Origin of the sequence: Niastella sp. (assembly GCF_045805085.1) — a bacterium.
Taxonomy (GTDB): domain Bacteria; phylum Bacteroidota; class Bacteroidia; order Chitinophagales; family Chitinophagaceae; genus Niastella.
The window spans coordinates 14836-31599 of sequence record NZ_JBJMLX010000488.1 but is presented as its reverse complement, the minus strand read 5'-3'; the positions used below and the strand labels follow the sequence as shown (position 1 = coordinate 31599).

Annotated in this window: 15 protein-coding genes, 1 tRNA gene and 1 riboswitch; of the genes, 6 read left to right on the top strand and 10 right to left on the bottom strand. The window is 44.8% G+C overall.

Translation table 11 applies throughout. From position 1 onward, the window contains the following. The first annotated feature begins 298 nt into the window (after positions 1 to 298). Positions 299 to 1072 (top strand): hypothetical protein, encoded by a 774-nt coding sequence (locus ACJ751_RS25755; RefSeq protein ID WP_407748407.1) that lies wholly within the window; start codon positions 299 to 301, stop codon positions 1070 to 1072. Between the two features lie 206 nt (positions 1073 to 1278). Here the strand turns inward: ACJ751_RS25755 and ACJ751_RS25750 are convergent. The 10 genes from ACJ751_RS25750 to ACJ751_RS25705 all read right to left on the bottom strand — a co-directional run bounded on the left by ACJ751_RS25750 (position 1279) and on the right by ACJ751_RS25705 (position 9837). Next, positions 1279 to 1350, bottom strand: a tRNA-Arg gene (locus ACJ751_RS25750). A 202-nt stretch (positions 1351 to 1552) separates the two neighbouring features. Continuing rightward, positions 1553 to 2161: an alpha-ribazole phosphatase family protein gene (cobC, locus tag ACJ751_RS25745; protein WP_407748406.1), complete on the bottom strand. Its 609-nt coding sequence runs from the start codon at positions 2159 to 2161 to the stop codon at positions 1553 to 1555. Next, complete coding sequence (locus ACJ751_RS25740) at positions 2158 to 2970, bottom strand: adenosylcobinamide-GDP ribazoletransferase (RefSeq protein WP_407748405.1); 813 nt, start codon at positions 2968 to 2970, stop codon at positions 2158 to 2160. The genes cobC and ACJ751_RS25740 overlap by 4 nt, the downstream gene beginning before the upstream one ends. Before the next feature lie 11 nt (positions 2971 to 2981). Then, on the bottom strand, positions 2982 to 4052 hold the full coding sequence (cobT, locus tag ACJ751_RS25735) for a nicotinate-nucleotide--dimethylbenzimidazole phosphoribosyltransferase (RefSeq protein ID WP_407748404.1): 1071 nt from the start codon (positions 4050 to 4052) through the stop codon (positions 2982 to 2984). Positions 4053 to 4076: 24 nt separating this feature from the next. Further along, entirely contained in the window at positions 4077 to 4784 is a 708-nt protein-coding gene (locus tag ACJ751_RS25730) for an ATP-binding protein (RefSeq protein ID WP_407748403.1), read from the bottom strand. Between the two features lie 92 nt (positions 4785 to 4876). Then, the gene (locus tag ACJ751_RS25725; protein ID WP_407748402.1) at positions 4877 to 5437 is read right to left on the bottom strand and encodes a bifunctional adenosylcobinamide kinase/adenosylcobinamide-phosphate guanylyltransferase; all 561 of its coding nucleotides are present in this window, start codon (positions 5435 to 5437) and stop codon (positions 4877 to 4879) included. After that, positions 5421 to 5648 (bottom strand): cysteine-rich CWC family protein, encoded by a 228-nt coding sequence (locus ACJ751_RS25720; RefSeq protein ID WP_407748401.1) that lies wholly within the window; start codon positions 5646 to 5648, stop codon positions 5421 to 5423. The genes ACJ751_RS25725 and ACJ751_RS25720 overlap by 17 nt, the downstream gene beginning before the upstream one ends. Continuing rightward, complete coding sequence (locus ACJ751_RS25715; RefSeq protein ID WP_407748400.1) at positions 5641 to 6579, bottom strand: ABC transporter substrate-binding protein; 939 nt, start codon at positions 6577 to 6579, stop codon at positions 5641 to 5643. Before ACJ751_RS25715 ends, ACJ751_RS25720 begins: the two co-directional genes overlap by 8 nt. A gap of 126 nt (positions 6580 to 6705) precedes the next feature. Continuing rightward, on the bottom strand, positions 6706 to 7275 hold the full coding sequence (locus tag ACJ751_RS25710) for a DUF6580 family putative transport protein (protein ID WP_407748399.1): 570 nt from the start codon (positions 7273 to 7275) through the stop codon (positions 6706 to 6708). A gap of 128 nt (positions 7276 to 7403) precedes the next feature. Continuing rightward, positions 7404 to 7675: riboswitch (cobalamin riboswitch) on the bottom strand. 95 nt (positions 7676 to 7770) lie between these two features. Continuing rightward, entirely contained in the window at positions 7771 to 9837 is a 2067-nt protein-coding gene (locus ACJ751_RS25705; RefSeq protein WP_407748398.1) for a TonB-dependent receptor, read from the bottom strand. A gap of 57 nt (positions 9838 to 9894) precedes the next feature. Here ACJ751_RS25705 and ACJ751_RS25700 point away from each other — a divergent pair, with 57 nt between their 5' ends. The 5 genes from ACJ751_RS25700 (at position 9895) to ACJ751_RS25680 (ending at position 16725) form a co-directional block, all read left to right on the top strand. After that, complete coding sequence (locus ACJ751_RS25700) at positions 9895 to 11232, top strand: APC family permease (RefSeq protein WP_407748397.1); 1338 nt, start codon at positions 9895 to 9897, stop codon at positions 11230 to 11232. Between the two features lie 6 nt (positions 11233 to 11238). Next, entirely contained in the window at positions 11239 to 12405 is a 1167-nt protein-coding gene (locus ACJ751_RS25695; protein WP_407748396.1) for a trans-sulfuration enzyme family protein, read from the top strand. Positions 12406 to 12702: 297 nt separating this feature from the next. Continuing rightward, entirely contained in the window at positions 12703 to 14163 is a 1461-nt protein-coding gene (locus ACJ751_RS25690) for a TolC family protein (RefSeq protein WP_407748395.1), read from the top strand. Positions 14164 to 14202: 39 nt separating this feature from the next. Continuing rightward, positions 14203 to 15579 carry an efflux RND transporter periplasmic adaptor subunit gene (locus tag ACJ751_RS25685; protein ID WP_407748394.1) on the top strand — a complete coding sequence of 459 codons (1377 nt, stop codon included), beginning with the start codon at positions 14203 to 14205 and terminating at the stop codon, positions 15577 to 15579. Positions 15580 to 15687: 108 nt separating this feature from the next. Continuing rightward, positions 15688 to 16725, top strand: a complete 1038-nt coding sequence (locus tag ACJ751_RS25680; RefSeq protein WP_407748393.1) for an NAD(P)H-dependent glycerol-3-phosphate dehydrogenase — start codon at positions 15688 to 15690, stop codon at positions 16723 to 16725. The last annotated feature ends 39 nt before the right edge of the window (positions 16726 to 16764 follow it).

The window sequence follows — 16764 nt, the reverse complement described above, 5'->3', positions numbered from 1 at the left end:
TCAATGTGCTAATGTTGTCACGCAATAAGCAGATGTTGTCAAAAAATAATTCATTTCCCCAATATGAGGTGCTCTGCCTCTCTTCAACACTTTGATAAGTGTCTTAAAACTACAAATCCTTCAATGATTTGACTTGATCCCACTTCATCCTATGTCGCCAAAAATAAAAAAGCGTAAAAATCAATATGCAGATAGCTAAGCGATAAAAAGCGTATATAGGTAGTAGCAATAAACGACCATGGTTGGCAAGAGCCGCTGGTCTTTTGAGGATTGTCATTTACATATTATCTTTAAGCCCATGATCCGTACCTTAATTTTCATGGGATTAATGGCTATGAGTATGTCAAAAGCCCCATCTTGTACCCCTCCTCGTTGTGTATCCCCTTTAACCCAAACTACCCGGGAAACACTAAAACTGGTTAAGGAGCAAGTCACCAGCTCCATTAAATTGACAACTGAAAAAGTGAAGCGTAATGAAGTGGATGCTCATGTTGGAAATGAGATTATTGACAGTCTGACGGAAACCATACAACAAATCGATATGCTGATTGCTGCTTCCGTTCAACTTGAATATACAAGCGCCAAGGAAGAGATCATGCTTTTTGCCTTTCGTACCAGCCAATTTACCAGTAATACCCTGACCAACCTTAAAACTTTGGGCGACCTGTACGATATTTCAACCTATTCGCAGATCGAAACGGCCACCTTCTTCCCTGCAGATAGTTTTAATATTCCTCCTGAAAAAATAGATGAAGCCAAAAAAGCAATTGAACCGGTTGCACAACGCATTATCAGGTTCTTTGGCGACCACCCGCGTGAAAAGTTCAAGGCGGTGATCGTATGTTCCAGCACCACTGACGGCCAGGAGCGGAATGATAAGTTGGGTGAGCTGAGGGCCCGGTCTGTCGCCAACCTGTTGGCTAACCAGATGAGATCAAAAAAGGAGTTCATTCCAACTCCTGAGAGAATCCGTATTAAATGGGTGGCTCTAGAGACCGCGGTACCAGATTTCGGCAAACCCGGTATGGTATCGATCATCTGGAACCTGGTACCTGCTTCGTTATCACAATAAGCTGCAAATACTATGGGTAGCTACAATATTTTCTATATTATTTTTTCAACGCTGATGATCCTTTTAGCTCGTTATGGGATCAAAAATGCAGATGTGATGACAACTGTAATGAGCATTGTATTTTTTGTCTCCCCAAAAAAACCGTACAAAATCAAGATTTTATACGGGCTCTTAACCTTTCGTTACTTCAAATGAACATGTGAGAGTGGTCTCGTCCAGAATCGAACTGGAATATCAAGTTCCGGAGACTTGCGTACTATCCATTGTACTACGAGACCGATTATTTCAAGAACTTTTGGCCTGCTACGAGACTTAAATGGGCGGTAAATCTACATTAAAATTGCCAAATCTCCGAAAGGTTGATATTTAATACCGTAATAATGGTGAAAAACGCCCCTGTATGCCTTCGGCGGACCGGTTACACATGGATGATTTTGTATATTTTGACAAAAACGAACATACATTTTCAGTTACCCTTTACTATTGCTTTTTAAAATTACTTGGCTTATGCTGCTCCTTTTCGGTAGTGACATGATGCAGGGTTTCATACAATAATCCTGATGGGGTGGCCTGTAACTGCATTACACAGCCATAGCTGATCTGGAAGGCGCCAAATGAATCAACCAGGGGCGTGTTCGTAATATGCGACAAAATGCTTCTGATAACTCCGCCATGTGTAACGATGGCTACGGGGTGAGGCCCTTCGGCTATCCGGGTAAAACATTGCGTTACCCGGCTGTGCATTTGAATATAACTTTCTCCACCGGGAATGGCTACGTTTACAAAATCTTTCATCCAGGGATCGATCACTTGGGGCGGTATGGCATCCCAATGCACGCCTTCCCATTCTCCGCAGGCCAGTTCCATCAAATGGGGTTCCTGGTGAATGGGATGACCTGGAAATAAAAAGCTGGCCAGTTTATGACAACGAATGAGTGGACTGCTATACACATGCTCAATGCCTGGTGGCAGCACTTTTTGTATCTCGATGGCTTCTGTTTCAAAAGAATCTGTTACATCGATATTTAACTGGCCATAACAGATGCCTTTTTCAATAAGCGGTGTGGTATGTCGTATAAGATAGATCATAGAACGTAGCGCCAGATGATGATCATACATAAATAAAAACTCAACTCACTAACCTGTTGAATAGCGCCGAGGCAATCGCCGGTGTATCCTCCGATCCATTTCTTAAAATACTTTGCCAGGCTGAATGCAATATACACCACGGGTATGGTGGCCAGCAAAAATTGCCAGGGCATAAATACAAAAGGTATCAATGCGGTAATAATGGGCACCAGCAAGGCCGGGAATGTTGGTTTTTGAGCGGCTGTGGGTTTCGATTTACTGTTATCGGGATCGGTTACATACTCATAATAACGCATTACCAGCACGGGCATTAACCGGCTTAGGGAATGGGCCGCGAACAACGTCAATAAGAAGTAACGATAATTGTAGAAAATATTTATAGAAGGCGCTTGCAGATCGGGGGTGAATTTGGGCAGCTCTTTTAACAATAAGAATTTGCAGAAGAGGATAGATATCATCCCTATTACGCCATACGAACCCAGCCGGCTGTCCTTCATGATCAGCAGGATCTTTTCTTTCGTCCAGCCACCGCCAAAGGCGTCACACACATCAGCAAACCCATCTTCATGAAAGGCGCCGGTGGTTAATATACCGGCGATGATAGATGCTGCTATCGCAATATCTTCACTGATGTATTTATTAAAAATAAGAAAGGGAAGCGCGCTAAGGGCGGCTACTATCCAGCCGATCAGAGGAAAATAACGTACTGATTTTTCCAGGTAATCTGGTGAATGATCGGTGAACCGCGGTACGGGTAACCGCGTAAGGAACATCATGGCCGTAAAAAATATACGAATTTCTTTCTTCATGGGTTCGTTAGTTATTCCTTATTGCTTATGCCTGCGCTTTCAAAGCTGGCCATTTCATTCAGAAAGTTAACGGCAGCCTGGATCATAGGCATCGCTAATGCCGCGCCTGTGCCTTCGCCTAACCGCATGGATAGATGCAACAAAGGCGTAACACCCAGATGTCTTAATATTTTTTCATGACCTGCTTCATGACTGATATGGGCAAATATACAATGGTCTATGAGCGTGGTCCAACCGGGTACAGACGATTGTTGTTTGGTTACCCTGAAAATTTCATTGGCAATCAGCATGGCGGCGGTAGCAATAAAACCATCTACCAGCACGATCATGTTAAGGTGAACAGCCTCCAGATAGGCGCCGGCCATCATGGCGATCTCAAAGCCTCCAACCCGGGATAACAGGTCAATAGGTTGTTGGCATAAGGTATTCAATGCATGTTTATCATAAACCTGTTGCAGCGTGTCGATCTTTTGCTGTAATTGATCGTCGTTTAAACCGGCTCCTCTGCCGGTAAATTCAACAACGGGCAGGCCGGTTATCGCGCTCATGATGAGGGTGGCGGAGGAGGTATTCCCAATTCCCATCTCCCCAAAACCAATGCAATTGCAACCATCCGCTGCCAGCTGGCGCACGATCGATCGTCCTTTTTCGATGGCTTGCTCTGCTTCTGTAATGGTCATGGCCGATTCGTTCAAATAATTCTTTGTTCCATAACCTATTTTGGCATCGATCACATCTATGGGGTTGGAGGTGAAATCAAAATTTACACCTGCATCCACTACCTTCAGGGTTAATTGATTTTGCCGGCAGAATACGTTAATGGCTGCACCACCATAAACAAAGTTCAATACCATCTGCGCCGTTACTTCCTGTGGATAGGCGTTCACCAAACCCGTTTTCGCAATGCCATGGTCACCGGCAAACACAACAATGTGCGGGCGTGTAATAACCGGTTTTATCGTATGCTGTATCAACCCAATTTGCTGGGCTATTTCTTCCAGTCTTCCTAATGCTCCCAGTGGTTTTGTTTTATTATCGATGGTACGTTGAAGCTGTTGTTTTAGTTCTTCTCCCCTTTTCATTTGTCTGTTTTTTTAATTTTTCATTCAACCAGGTAAGAGATCGCAAAAATAAAATCCATATTCCGAAGCCTGGTCCATAGGGTTACAGGAGTCCTGTGCCTGTTGTGGCGCCTGGTAAGTGCGGTATACAATATCGCCTTTGGTAAAAGGTATGGGATGCTTAAAAACAGGACCGTCAAAAACGTAAGAATGGTATTCGCCATTTTCACCGCATACATCTACGTTAGCAGGCAGATCGCGCACAAACGATTCATCGATTATGCGGCCACAAAAACTTTGATCCAGGAATTTGGTGTTCACGCAAACGATGATGGCCTTAAAACCCAGTTGCAGGAATTCCTGCATCAGCTGAGTGGTTGGTATTTTCCATAATGGAAACACACATTGAATATCAACCGTGGCCAGTTTTTCTTCCCGGTAACGTTTCAGGTCTTCCAGGAAGATATCTCCAAATACGGCATTGCTATAGCCATTGTTTTTTAAGGCAGTCACTTTCGTCATCATCGCCTGTTCATATTCCTGCATGCCTGGTTGTTCGGGAAGCTCAATGGTATGCAGAGGTAACCCAATAGAGGCAGCCTGCGCTTCCAGTAAAGATCGCCGAACACCATGCATCGATATCCGGTCATGCGCTGCATTCACACTGGTGAGCAAACAATCAACCTGGTACCGTTTATCCTGTTGTATATAATGCAAACAGAGCGATGAATCCTTTCCACCGCTCCAATTCATATAAGATTTTATCAAAGCTGCCATCACGGAATGTTACTATTTATTTAGAACTAAAAACTCAGGGAACCCATTCACCATTGACCATTCACCATTCACGATTTAATTTCCATCGCTATCCCACTCACCATAAACACCACCTTATTCGCCTTCTGCGCAATGTACTGATTCATCCAGCCTTGCAGATCGGTGAACTTTCTGCCGATCTCGGTTTCGGCATGCATGCCCATACCCAGTTCATTGCTGATGATGATATAAGTATTATTGGTTGTATCCAGCTGATCTATTTCCAGCTTGCCTTGTTGCAAACTGGCGTCAACATCATATTTGGTATCAGTAAAGAAATTGGTGAGCCATAGCGTAACGCAATCCATCACTATTACTTTTCCTGAAAATGACAACCCACTGATGTGCTTTTCTTCTTCGATGCTTGTCCAGCGTTCATCTCGTTCAGATTGGTGGCGTTGAATGCGTTTTTCAAAATCATCGTCCCAATGGCGGGCCGTGGCTACATAAACAGGGTTATTGCTCAATTGAAGGGCCAGTTGCTGGGCATAGCGGCTCTTCCCGCTTCTCGCTCCCCCGGTTATAAATATAATTCCTCCCCCTCCACCGGAGGGGGTTGGGGGGAGGCCCCCTTTATCGGGTGTTACCATTAATAAAATATTTTTCCTTGAATAGCGTGTATTTCTGTTTTAATTCGAGCAGGCAATTACGGCAAAGGCAATCGGTATACCGTTCTTCTATAAATGATTTTTCATCAGGCGTGAAGTTTATCCCATAACACTGGCAATGCATTACATCGCCCACTTTACATTCAAAAGGGGCCTGGCAACGCGGACAGGTTTTTTGTTCATGTTTACACATGTGCCGGTGTTAGTTGATGAAGTGGTTGGTATTTATGCTGCAGGTGTGCAGGAACGGTGAACAGGGTAGGGTGAAATAAAGCAGCCAGTAATTCAATGCCATCCGTTAACGTGCTGGCGCTTGGTTGGGTGAACAGGTCATAATCGGCCATGAACACCGCATTGTTGCCTACTGCTGTAAGCTGGGCCCATTCTTTTTTCTCAGTCAATAAATGAATTTCTTCCCCGGTTCTTGAAATAGTAAAACCACAGGGTGCTATCACCAGTACTTCAGGATCGTATTTCACGATCTTTTCCCACATGGTAACAATGCTGTCGCCACCGGGGTTCGAGAGCATATCTATACCGCCGGCAAAAGCGATCTGGTAAGGGATCCAGTGGCCGCAATTGTAAATGGGCGCCAGCCATTCCATTACCATTACCCGTTTGGGCGGTGCTTTATGCAAACGCAAGGCATCGATGAGGGCGTCAATTCTTTTTTGTAAGGCAGCCAGGTAAGTATAAGCTGCTTCTTCGCTGCCCATGGCGGTTGCAATGGTAATAGCGGTATTAAAGACATCGTGCAGGGTGTTGGGCGTAAGCGGTATCAGCTGGGGTTGTTTTTCCAGTTTGGCTACTGCGGCTGCGGTGCAGGCAGTATCGATCTGGCATACTTCACAAACATCCTGCGTGAAAATAACGTCGGGCGAAATGGCCTTCAGCACTTCTTCATCTACATAATACAGGCTTTTGCCTTGTGCTTTGGAAGCCGAAAATATCTTATCTATCTCCGTGCTGCTGTAGTTATTGCCTTCCAGTACACAGCGTACTACTTTTTGTTTTTCTGCCAATGCCTCGTGCGGGCACTCAAACGTAATGCCTTGTAACAGGTGTTGCAAACCCATATCATAGATCATTTTTGTAGCAGCTGGGAGAAAGGAAGACGCAATCATAGTAATGAAGAATTAGAAATAAAGAATAAGAAATGAGAAAGTGGAAGGACAGTTACAGGTTTCAAGTTACAGGTTACAAGGCCTTTTATATATACCCTGAAACCTGTAACCTGTAACCTGAAACAATTAATGCGCTGTCTGTAAAGAGGTATATCGTCTCTGCAACCATTCAAACATTCCAAACAAAATGGCACTATAGATTGCTGTTCCGCTCAGGAATCGCCATTCGTATGGGATGGCAGTGATCAGGCGTTGTGTATACACTGTCAAAGAGAATTTATTATCAATCAGGCAGCCGCCAATATCACTTACCAGCCAGTGGATGAGGGTGGACACAATAACAGCTATCACAACATTTTTGATAGTAATATCACGAATGATCAGTTTGCCGGCAATGGTCATCAGGGCAAAGGCGCCATAAGTCCAGAACCAACCGGTGTACAATAAACCATCGCGGAATGGAGCGTAAATGGTGAACGACAATACCAGGTCACTAACAAACAATGTCAGCAAAGGAAAAGCAAACGGTTTTACATTACCAGTAAAATAAGCACCGCCAAATAAAGCCATAGCGCCAATGGGTGTGAACACGGTGAGCGGGCCCCAACCGGTAAAGGCCAATAAACGCAAAGCTGCTGTTACCAATATAAAGAGCAGCAATACGGCATTCCGTGGATTGATCTTCAAAACTGACATAGTGTGTTGTTTTTGTATAATTATATTTTAAAGTTCAGGATGAACTTACGGGAAGAAGCCCAAAAGGAAATGAAATGGTCTTATGCAGTAAAGACTGATTTCATCCCGGCCTTTCACCCGAAAGCTCGTTGATGCAATTTGCAACTGGCAGGTCTTCTGGCTTGTTCTATGCTGAGCGCCTTCCCGTTGTTTTTCTTTATACAACAGTGGCATGGGAACTCAATGATCGAAAATCAACAGGTAGCAAATAGTCGGTATGCAAAAATTGCATGAGCCATTGACGATTCACGATTGCCGATTCACGAAGAACATACAGCTACGGGGATAGCACCGGATTTGCACCGGTTTCCCTTTTCATCCTCCCAACATGTCGGGAGAAACCAATTACGCAACAAAAATAGGGGGTGTTGCCCTATCATCAATATATTTTTTTAATACATTGATAAAAAGCAACACCCCAGGTAGTAATTTGTCAATCAGGGCATTAAAGGGCCATTAAAACCTGTACTGGAATAAAACGCCGCTAAAATAGTTACGTCCCGGCGCGGCATTGTAATACCGGCCACCGGTGGCATTAATGTCATTCCCCAGGCTATAGGTCACATCAAACAGGTTGTCAACACCCCCAAACACCTCCATCATAACTGATTTACTCAATGATGTGCGCCACCCGGTACGGCCACCAGCCAGGTTATAGGAACTGGCCATATCGGTATTGGCATCATTTAATGCCAGGGCATCGTTGTAAAACCAGGTAAGGTTAATATACCAGCCGGGGCGGGTAGTAACATCCAAACCGGCAGCCAGCATATGTTTTGGTACACCAGGCAGTTTGTTGCCTGAATAATCGGTGGTAACCACTTTAAAATCCTGGTAGCGGAAATTATTATAAGTATGGCTGACCCAAATGCGGGCGTTGTTTACAAACCGGTTCTTATGCGGTAAAAGCTGATAGCTGAGCTGTGACTCAATGCCCCTTTGTTTGGTACTTCCGGCATTGGTAAAATAGTCAGCCCCGCTGGCGTCACGACGTTGCACAATCGCATTGCGCAGCTCATAATAAAATGCATTCACTTCCACATACAGGCGTTGTTGTAACCAGCTGCTTTTAAAACCAGCCTCATAGTTCAACCCATGCTCCGCCTGCAGGTCGGTATTGATGATGCTGGTAGAGGGCAATACTTCTGCAGTGCCGGGTGGTGAAAAGCCGCGCGATACACTGGCATACAGCAGCAGTCCGGGTATAACCTTTTTTGAGATCGCGATCCGGGGCGCCCATTCACTGTTGAAGGTGGCATTGAGCTTCCCGGTTTCGGGCCCGGTAAGCCGCGTAATGGTGATGGATGATTTATTGATGCTCACTCCTGCGCTTACCGACCAATCTCCCCGGAGGTGAAGATCTCCCTGTACAAAACCAGAATAAATGTAATTGTCGATATCATCATCGGTTTGAACGGTATCGGGGCTGCCACCGGCATTCCTGAATGTTTTGGTGTTGAAAAAGCCACGTTGTCCTTCGCCGCCAAATGATACCTGCAGACTGTTTTGCTGCCATTGTTTGTTTAACGTGAACACCGTGCGGCCGCCAAAATGCGGTTCGCTTCTTCTTTCATAATTACGAAAGGTGGGGTTTTTTATATTGGAAAAAGCACCATACACCACCGTCGTATTCTGAAAGTTTTCGGTGAACCGGTATTGATGATCGATACCTGCTAAAAATGTTTTCTGGTATATAGCAGCCTGGGCATCCTGGGCGCTGGGAAAGGCGCCTGCTGCCGGACGGGCCGCACGCGGATTGGCCTTGTATTGGGCGGCCGTTAAACCACCGGGCGTTTGATAATACAGATCGCCATACAACACCGAGGCCGACAGTTGTTGTTTATCGTTTGCTTTTACCAGCGTTTCCCAGGTTACTACATCACGCCGCATGTGGGTATTGTCACGGTAACCATCACTGGTTTGATGGGCATAGCCAAATGTATTATTTTGATCGCTGTCGCCCAGCGTAACCTGGGCATTTAAGTTTTTCAGATTATAGCTGCCGGTTCCGTAATGCAGGTTTATGCCGGTCGGCCGGTCATTGGTTTGGCTATTGATCAGCACTGCGCCACCGGTGCCGGCGCCGTATAAACTGCTGGCCGGCCCCTTCAGTATCTCAATGCTGTTTACGTTATAAAAACTCAATTGATTCAGATACGTATTACCACCCGGGTCGGTGAAAGGAATTCCATTCCAGTAAACTTTTACATTGCGCACCCCAAAAGGCGAACGCAGGGTACTGCCACGTATATTTAACCGGTAGCTGCCGGGCGAGCGTTCTTCCATATGCACGCCAGGTGTGGCATTCAGCGCGGGTAACAGACTGGTATTATTGTAGCGTTTTAACTGGTCGGCATTGATGACATTGATGGCAGCCGACACTTCTTTTAACTGCCGGTTTTGTTCATAAGCTTTTACCACTACTTCCTGTAAAATTCGGGTGGTGTCGGTTGATTGATTATTTTGCGCATGCAGCGGGCAGGCTGCAATAATTGCCAATAAAATAAGGATACAGCTTTTCATCGTCATTGCCTGAATTAGTTCCTAAAGGTAAAGGCAAAATATTATTAACTTCCACTAATGAAGTCCACCACCCGTTTAAATTTGTTCGATCTCACCATGATCGTCGTCAGCCTGGTAATAGGCATGGGCATTTTTCGTACCCCGGTAAATGTAGCCCGGCAGGCAGGTTCGGCCCAGATGTTTTTTCTGGCCTGGATCATCGGTGGGCTGATTGCATTATGTGGGGCATTAACCTATGCTGAGATAGGTTCAAGGTTACCGGTAACCGGGGGCTATTACAAGATATTTTCATATTGCTATCATCCATCCATCGCCTTCGCCATAAACTGCATCATCCTGGTGTCTAATGCGGCTTCCCTGGCCGGCGTGGCGTTGATCGGGTCAGAATACCTGGCCAATGTATTGTTTAAAGGAAGCAGCAATATCAATACCATCAAACTCATTATATCAACCATAGCGGTGATCACCTTTTATGGGGTGAACCTGCTGGGATTAAAAATGAGTGCCCACACCCAGAATGTACTAACGGTGATAAAAATAGGTGTAGTGGTTTTTTTGATAAGCGCTTTATTTACTGGCGACTATGCCACTACGTATACCCAGGCCCCGGCTGCAGCGCCTGGTTTCATGAGCATTTTAAAAGCGTTCGGGGCCTGTCTGGTAGCCGTTAGTTTCACGTATGGCGGCTATCAACAAACGATAAATTTTGGAGGCGAGGTACAGAATCCGTCAAAAATTTTACCAAAAGGGATATTTTTTGGCATAGCTATCATAATGTTGCTGTATATTACGATTAATTACACTTATTACAAGGTGATAGGTTTTGGATCTCTAAAAGAAGCACAATCCATAGCTGCCATACTCGCCGGTAAATTGTTTGGGGAAAAAGGATTCACCATTTTATCGGTACTCTTATTCCTGTCTGTGCTGGCCTATGTAAATGTATTGTTGATGAGTAACCCCCGTGTTATGTATGCAATGAGTGATGAAGGCGTATTACCGGCTGTATTTAAAAGAGTAAGCGCAAAAAGAAATGTAATTGTGGTTTCACTGACTGCATTTGCAGCGCTGAGCCTTATTACTTTATTCTATGGCAAATCGTTCGATGAAATCCTTAATCACACAATTTTTTTAGATTCGATTGGTATGGCCACTTCGGCAGGCACTATTTTCATTTTGCGCAAAAGGGGAGTAGGTGGAAATGGGAAAAATAGTTATCGCATGAAGCTGTATCCATTGTTACCGCTGATCTTTATTGCAGCGTACCTGTTTATAGGCACCAGCATAGCGATCAATACACCAAAAGCGGCGTGGGTAAGCGCATTGACATTCGCAGTTTTTTTCGCACTGTATTTTGTGTTACGCATAATCAAGAAATCTCCTCAACCAAACTAAAGTCACATGATGGATCTATCGTACATTTTGAATGAACTGGGAGAAGATCGGGAGCAGTATTTCCGTGCCATTTCTCCACCCATTATGCAAACCAGCAATTTTGCTTTTAAAAAGGTGGACGATCTGCGTAAAGTGTTCGAAGATGAATTTAGCACCTACCTGTATAGCCGCGGTTTAAATCCAACAGTGGATATTTTACGGCAAAAACTGGCCGCCCTCGATGAGGCAGAAGATTGCCTGGTGTTTAACAGCGGCGCCTCCGCCATCTTTGCTTCCGTTTTTTCGAATGTACAATCAGGTGACCACATTGTTTCGGTTCGTGCTCCCTATACCTGGGCGCAAAGAATGTTCGATAACATCCTGCCCCGCTTTGGCATCAGCACCACTTATATCGATGGTACCCGCATTGAGAGTTTTGAGCAGGCCATTCGTCCCAATACAAAGATCATTTACCTTGAATCGCCCAACAGTTGGGATTTTGCACTGCAGGACCTGCAGGCCGTGGCCGATCTGGCAAAGTCAAAAAATATTATAACAATTTGTGATAACAGCTATTGCACGCCCCTGTTTCAGAAACCGGTAGCCATGGGCATTGATATGGTATTGCAATCGGCCACCAAATACATCGGCGGTCACAGCGATGTGGTAGCGGGCGTATTGACCGGCACCCGCCAGATGATGAAGAAGATCTTCGACAATGAATTGCTGAACATGGGCAATGGCATTACTCCGTTTAATGCCTGGCTGCTGATACGTGGCCTGCGTACCCTGCCCGTTCGGTTAGAACGAATATCACAAAGCACCCTCAAAGTAGTTGACTACCTGAAAAAACATCCCCTGGTAGAAGAAGTTATCTTTCCTTTTGATCCCACATTTCCCCAATATAAGCTGGCCAAAAAGCAAATGAGCGGCGCCTGTGGATTATTTACTGTTGTAATGAAGGCAGAAAAAATGGATCAGATTGTAACCTTCTGCGAATCCTTGCGACATATTCTAATGGCTGTAAGCTGGGGTGGTCATGAAAGTCTGGCTATACCCCGCTGTGCCTCTATTTTACCGGAAAACTTCGATCCAGGCAATCGCGCCCATAAAATGATCAGGTTTTATGTAGGCCTCGAAGACCCGGACTACCTGATTGCAGACTATGAGCAGGCTTTTGCTAAAAGCCGGTAAATTTTAGCAGGTAGTAGAACAGGCAGGCGTACAGGAAATATAGTGAATAAAATTTATTGGTCAACATTATGGTGGGGCTACCCTCACCTACTGTCGTTTGGTTGGTCCTGAGCAAAGTCGAAGGATATTTTAACAGACCGCTTATCAAAAACAACATCATTCGCCTCTCATTACAATTACTTTTGGAATATGAAACCTCAATGGCAAAATTTTCATTAAAAATTCCCAAGGCTCCGCCAGCTGGCGGATTTGTCATTGTAAGTTCCATCTGGCCAAAAAAATAAATTATATTTTCAGATGAAAAAAAGTAGGACCCTATTACTGCTCCTTATCTGTTACCTGCCATATGGGATGCAGGCCCAGGATACCACCAAATGGGACCTGCGCCGTTGCGTTGAATATGCATTGGCTAATAACTTAACGGTGCAACAAACCAGCCTGCAGGCCAATGTAGCCGAAGTGAACGAAAAGCAAGCCAGGTGGTCGCAATACCCAAATGCGGATTTTAGTACCAGTACCGGTTTGCAATGGGGCCGGCCATTAGACCCTACTACCAACACATTTACCAGTAATGAGATCCTGGGCCAGAGTTATGGCCTGAATGCAGGAATAACAGTTTTTAACTGGCATCGCATTCGCAATAATATCATTGCAGCCGATATCAATACCGATGCCGCCAAAATGGATATTGAGAAAGTTAAGAATGATATAGCGCTTAACGTGGCCACCTACTATTTACAGGTGTTGTTATCGAGACAGCAAATTCTAATTGTCAGTGTGCAAATGCAACAAACAAAGGAACAATTGGAAGTGACGCGCAAAAAAGTGGCCGCGGGCGCAGCACCTGAACTGGATGCGCTTACACTGGAAGGACAGTATGCAACAGACAGTTCGAATTACATCTCGGCCAGGGCAACGGCTGATCAAAACCTGTTACTGTTAAAACAGGTATTGAATATCGATGCCGGTAAACTGTTTGATATTGCCACACCCCCTGTAGAACAGATACCTGTAGAACCTATTTTGCAATTACAGCCAGAAACCGTTTACCAGATAGCGCTGCAAAATCAGCCGGCACAAAAAGCCAATGCCTTGCGTATTCAATCGCTGACAGCCTCGGTGCGCTCCAGCCGGGCTGCCATGTACCCTACCATTTCTCTGTATGGTTCGTTGAATACCCAGTTTTCAAGCACTGCTAAAACTGCCACCGGCTATGTTATTACCGATTACAAACCCAATGGCGACCAGATAGACTTTTCAGGCACCAAATATCCGGTGTATTCGCCCAATGGATATATAACTTATGAGAAAAAAAATTTTGGTGAACGCTGGAGTGGTTGGGGCACACAAATGAACGGTAACTTTCGGCAAAGCTTTGGCCTTAGTATAGCAGTACCAATAAACAGTGGTGGCAATGCCCGGTTTAATTACCAACGCTCGAAACTCGACCTTAAAAATGCAGAGTTGAACAAATCCATCATTAATCAAACTTTGCAGAGCGATATTTACAAAGCTTATTACAATGCATCTGCTGCTTTAGAAAAATTCAATGCAACCAAACGTACATTTGAAATAACCCAAAGATCGTATGAGGTGGCAAAGAAAAGATATGAGGTGGGTTTATTAAATACGTTCGACCTGCTCATCAGCCAAAACAATATGAACCGTGCTCAATCAGATATGACCACGGCGCAATTCGATTATGTGTTTAAGTTGAAAGTGCTGGAATTCTATAAAGGGCAGGGCATTAAATTATAAAATAGTTCATGAGATTCTAAACCGAGACAACCATTCATTATGAAGAAGAAAAAATTATTGTGGATCTTTTTGGGCCTCGTGGTACTGGTGATTGGACTGGTAGGCCTTAAAAGCGCCGGCGTTATTGGAAAAGATGAGGGCCTGAAAGTGGCCACCGAAAAGGTAGAACGCCGCAATATAACCGAAACCGTTAACGCCAGCGGAAAAGTGTTTCCCGAAATAGAAGTAAAAGTAAGTCCTGATATTTCCGGTGAAATAGTTGACCTGGAAGTAAAAGAAGGCGATAGTGTTCGTAAGGGCCAGGTACTTGCAAAAATATATGCCGATATCTATTCTACCCAGCGTAACCAGGCCGCTGCAGAAGTAAGCCGCCAGCAAGCCATGGTAGATAACAGCAGGGCCCAGCTGGAAAGTCTGCGGTCTGCACTTGACCTCGCAAAAAATACCTACGAGCGCCAAAAGAAACTGCTGGCCGATAAGATCATTTCCAATGCAGAATTTGAGCAGGCAGAAAATTCATTTCGGACTGCGCAGGCAAACTTTAATGCCGCTCAGCAAAATATTCGCAGCGGCCAGGCTGGTATCGCCGGTTCACAGGCCAGCCTTGAAACGGCCAATAAAAACCTTAGCCGCACCGCCGTATTATCGCCCATGAGTGGTACGGTATCGCTACTGAATGTAAAGGCTGGTGAAAGGGTAGTAGGCAACTCTATGATGGCCGGTACCGAAATGATGCGTATTGCCGATATGGGCATTTTTGAAGTGCAGGTAGATGTAGGGGAGAATGATATTCCCAAAGTAAAGTTAGGCGATTCAGCGCTGGTAGAAGTTGATGCCTACAATAACCGGAAATTCAAAGGCATTGTTACCCAGATCGCCAGCAGTAACACAACAGCAAGTACAAGTTCTGCGGCAACCACCTCGAACGATGTAACCAATTATAAAGTGCACATCCGGTTGTTACGCGAATCGTACCAGGATCTGTTCGATCCGGCAAGGCCAAGGTACTTCCCCTTCCGCCCCGGCATGAATGCCAACGCCGATATTCAAACCAGAACAAAAAACAATGTACTGGCTGCCAACATCAACGCTGTAAACACCCGCGAAAAAGGAACCGATAAAGTGATTGGTGAAGATAAAGACAAGGAAAAACCCAAAGACAATTCGCAGGACGCACCTAAAGCTGCTTCAACTGATCTGGATGAAGTAGTGTTTGTGCTGCAAAAAGATGGCACCGTGAAAAAGGTGGTGGTGAAAACCGGTATCCAGGATATCAATAACATTGAAGTAACGGAAGGACTGAAAGCAGGTGATGAAATTGTAGTAGGACCCTATAACGTCATCAGCAAAACTTTAAAAGACGGCACTAAGGTAAAAGTTGTGCCTAAAGATAAATTATACGAAGTGAAGAAGTAAAGGCACAAGGTACAAGGTACAAGGTTCAAGGCACAAGGCTCAAAGTTGAGGTCTTGTGCCTTGTTTCTTGTGCCTTTTCTTACATTTGGGGGCAAAACGAACAACTACATGCAATTGGGAATAATAGGCAGTGGGAGCTGGGCGACAGCATTGGCGAAAATTTGTACAGACAAGAAACAATCGATAAACTGGTGTGTACGGTCAGAGGGAATAGTGAACCACATCCAGCAAAGGCATCACAATCCCGGTTATTTAAGCTCGGTATATTTCGATACCAACCTGGTGAAACTGAGTACCGATATTGCCGCTACCATTGCCGCCAGCGATTGCATTTTAATTGCCACCCCTTCGGCTTACGTAACGGCTACGCTGAGCGATCTGCCTGCCAATGCCTTCGAAGGTAAAAAAGTACTCTCTGCAGTAAAAGGCATTCTACCCGATAATAATTTATTGTTGAACGATCACTTGAAAGAGACCTTCAACCTGCCCCTGTCAGATTATTTTACGGTAATGGGTCCCTGTCATGCCGAAGAAGTAGCCTCAGAGAAATTATCTTACCTCACTTTTTCAGGTATCGATGTGGTTATGGCACAAAAGATAGCAGCCTGCTTCACTACAACCTATCTGAATACTATTGTTAACCCTGATGTATATGGCGTACAATATGCCGCTGTGTTGAAAAATATCTATGCCCTTGGCGCTGGTATTGCCCACGGGTTGGAATATGGCGATAATTTTTTAAGTGTGCTCATTGCCAATTGTGCCGATGAAATGGCCGGCTTCTTGAAAAAAGTAGGCATCCAGCATATTGAAGTAGGTGTGCATGATGGAGAAGATCCCGTAACGCATCGCAAAACACCCAACTATGCCGCTTCGGTATACCTGGGCGATCTGCTGGTAACCTGTTATTCATTATACAGTCGTAACCGAACTTTTGGTAATATGATCGGTAAGGGCTATTCGGTGCGGTCCACACAGCTCGAAATGAACATGGTGGCCGAAGGATATAACGCCAGTAAATGTATCTATTTGGTAAATCAGCAGATCGGCGCTGAAATGCCCATAGCCGAAACCGTTTACCGCATTCTGTGGGAAAATGTTAAACCGCGCAAAGGTTTTAATCTGGTAGAGAAAACGCTGGTCTGATAACAAACATTTTTGTTGACCGGGTTGTAATATTTACAG

Coding starts and splice junctions, on each gene's coding strand:
- ACJ751_RS25755 (WP_407748407.1), top strand. CDS start 299: ATGATCCGTACCTTAATTTTCATGGGATTAATGGCTATGAGTATGTCA.
- cobC (WP_407748406.1), bottom strand. CDS start 2,161: ATGATCTATCTTATACGACATACCACACCGCTTATTGAAAAAGGCATC.
- ACJ751_RS25740 (WP_407748405.1), bottom strand. CDS start 2,970: ATGAAGAAAGAAATTCGTATATTTTTTACGGCCATGATGTTCCTTACG.
- cobT (WP_407748404.1), bottom strand. CDS start 4,052: ATGAAAAGGGGAGAAGAACTAAAACAACAGCTTCAACGTACCATCGAT.
- ACJ751_RS25730 (WP_407748403.1), bottom strand. CDS start 4,784: ATGAATTGGAGCGGTGGAAAGGATTCATCGCTCTGTTTGCATTATATA.
- ACJ751_RS25725 (WP_407748402.1), bottom strand. CDS start 5,437: ATGGTAACACCCGATAAAGGGGGCCTCCCCCCAACCCCCTCCGGTGGA.
- ACJ751_RS25720 (WP_407748401.1), bottom strand. CDS start 5,648: ATGTGTAAACATGAACAAAAAACCTGTCCGCGTTGCCAGGCCCCTTTT.
- ACJ751_RS25715 (WP_407748400.1), bottom strand. CDS start 6,579: ATGATTGCGTCTTCCTTTCTCCCAGCTGCTACAAAAATGATCTATGAT.
- ACJ751_RS25710 (WP_407748399.1), bottom strand. CDS start 7,275: ATGTCAGTTTTGAAGATCAATCCACGGAATGCCGTATTGCTGCTCTTT.
- ACJ751_RS25705 (WP_407748398.1), bottom strand. CDS start 9,837: ATGAAAAGCTGTATCCTTATTTTATTGGCAATTATTGCAGCCTGCCCG.
- ACJ751_RS25700 (WP_407748397.1), top strand. CDS start 9,895: ATGAAGTCCACCACCCGTTTAAATTTGTTCGATCTCACCATGATCGTC.
- ACJ751_RS25695 (WP_407748396.1), top strand. CDS start 11,239: ATGATGGATCTATCGTACATTTTGAATGAACTGGGAGAAGATCGGGAG.
- ACJ751_RS25690 (WP_407748395.1), top strand. CDS start 12,703: ATGAAAAAAAGTAGGACCCTATTACTGCTCCTTATCTGTTACCTGCCA.
- ACJ751_RS25685 (WP_407748394.1), top strand. CDS start 14,203: ATGAAGAAGAAAAAATTATTGTGGATCTTTTTGGGCCTCGTGGTACTG.
- ACJ751_RS25680 (WP_407748393.1), top strand. CDS start 15,688: ATGCAATTGGGAATAATAGGCAGTGGGAGCTGGGCGACAGCATTGGCG.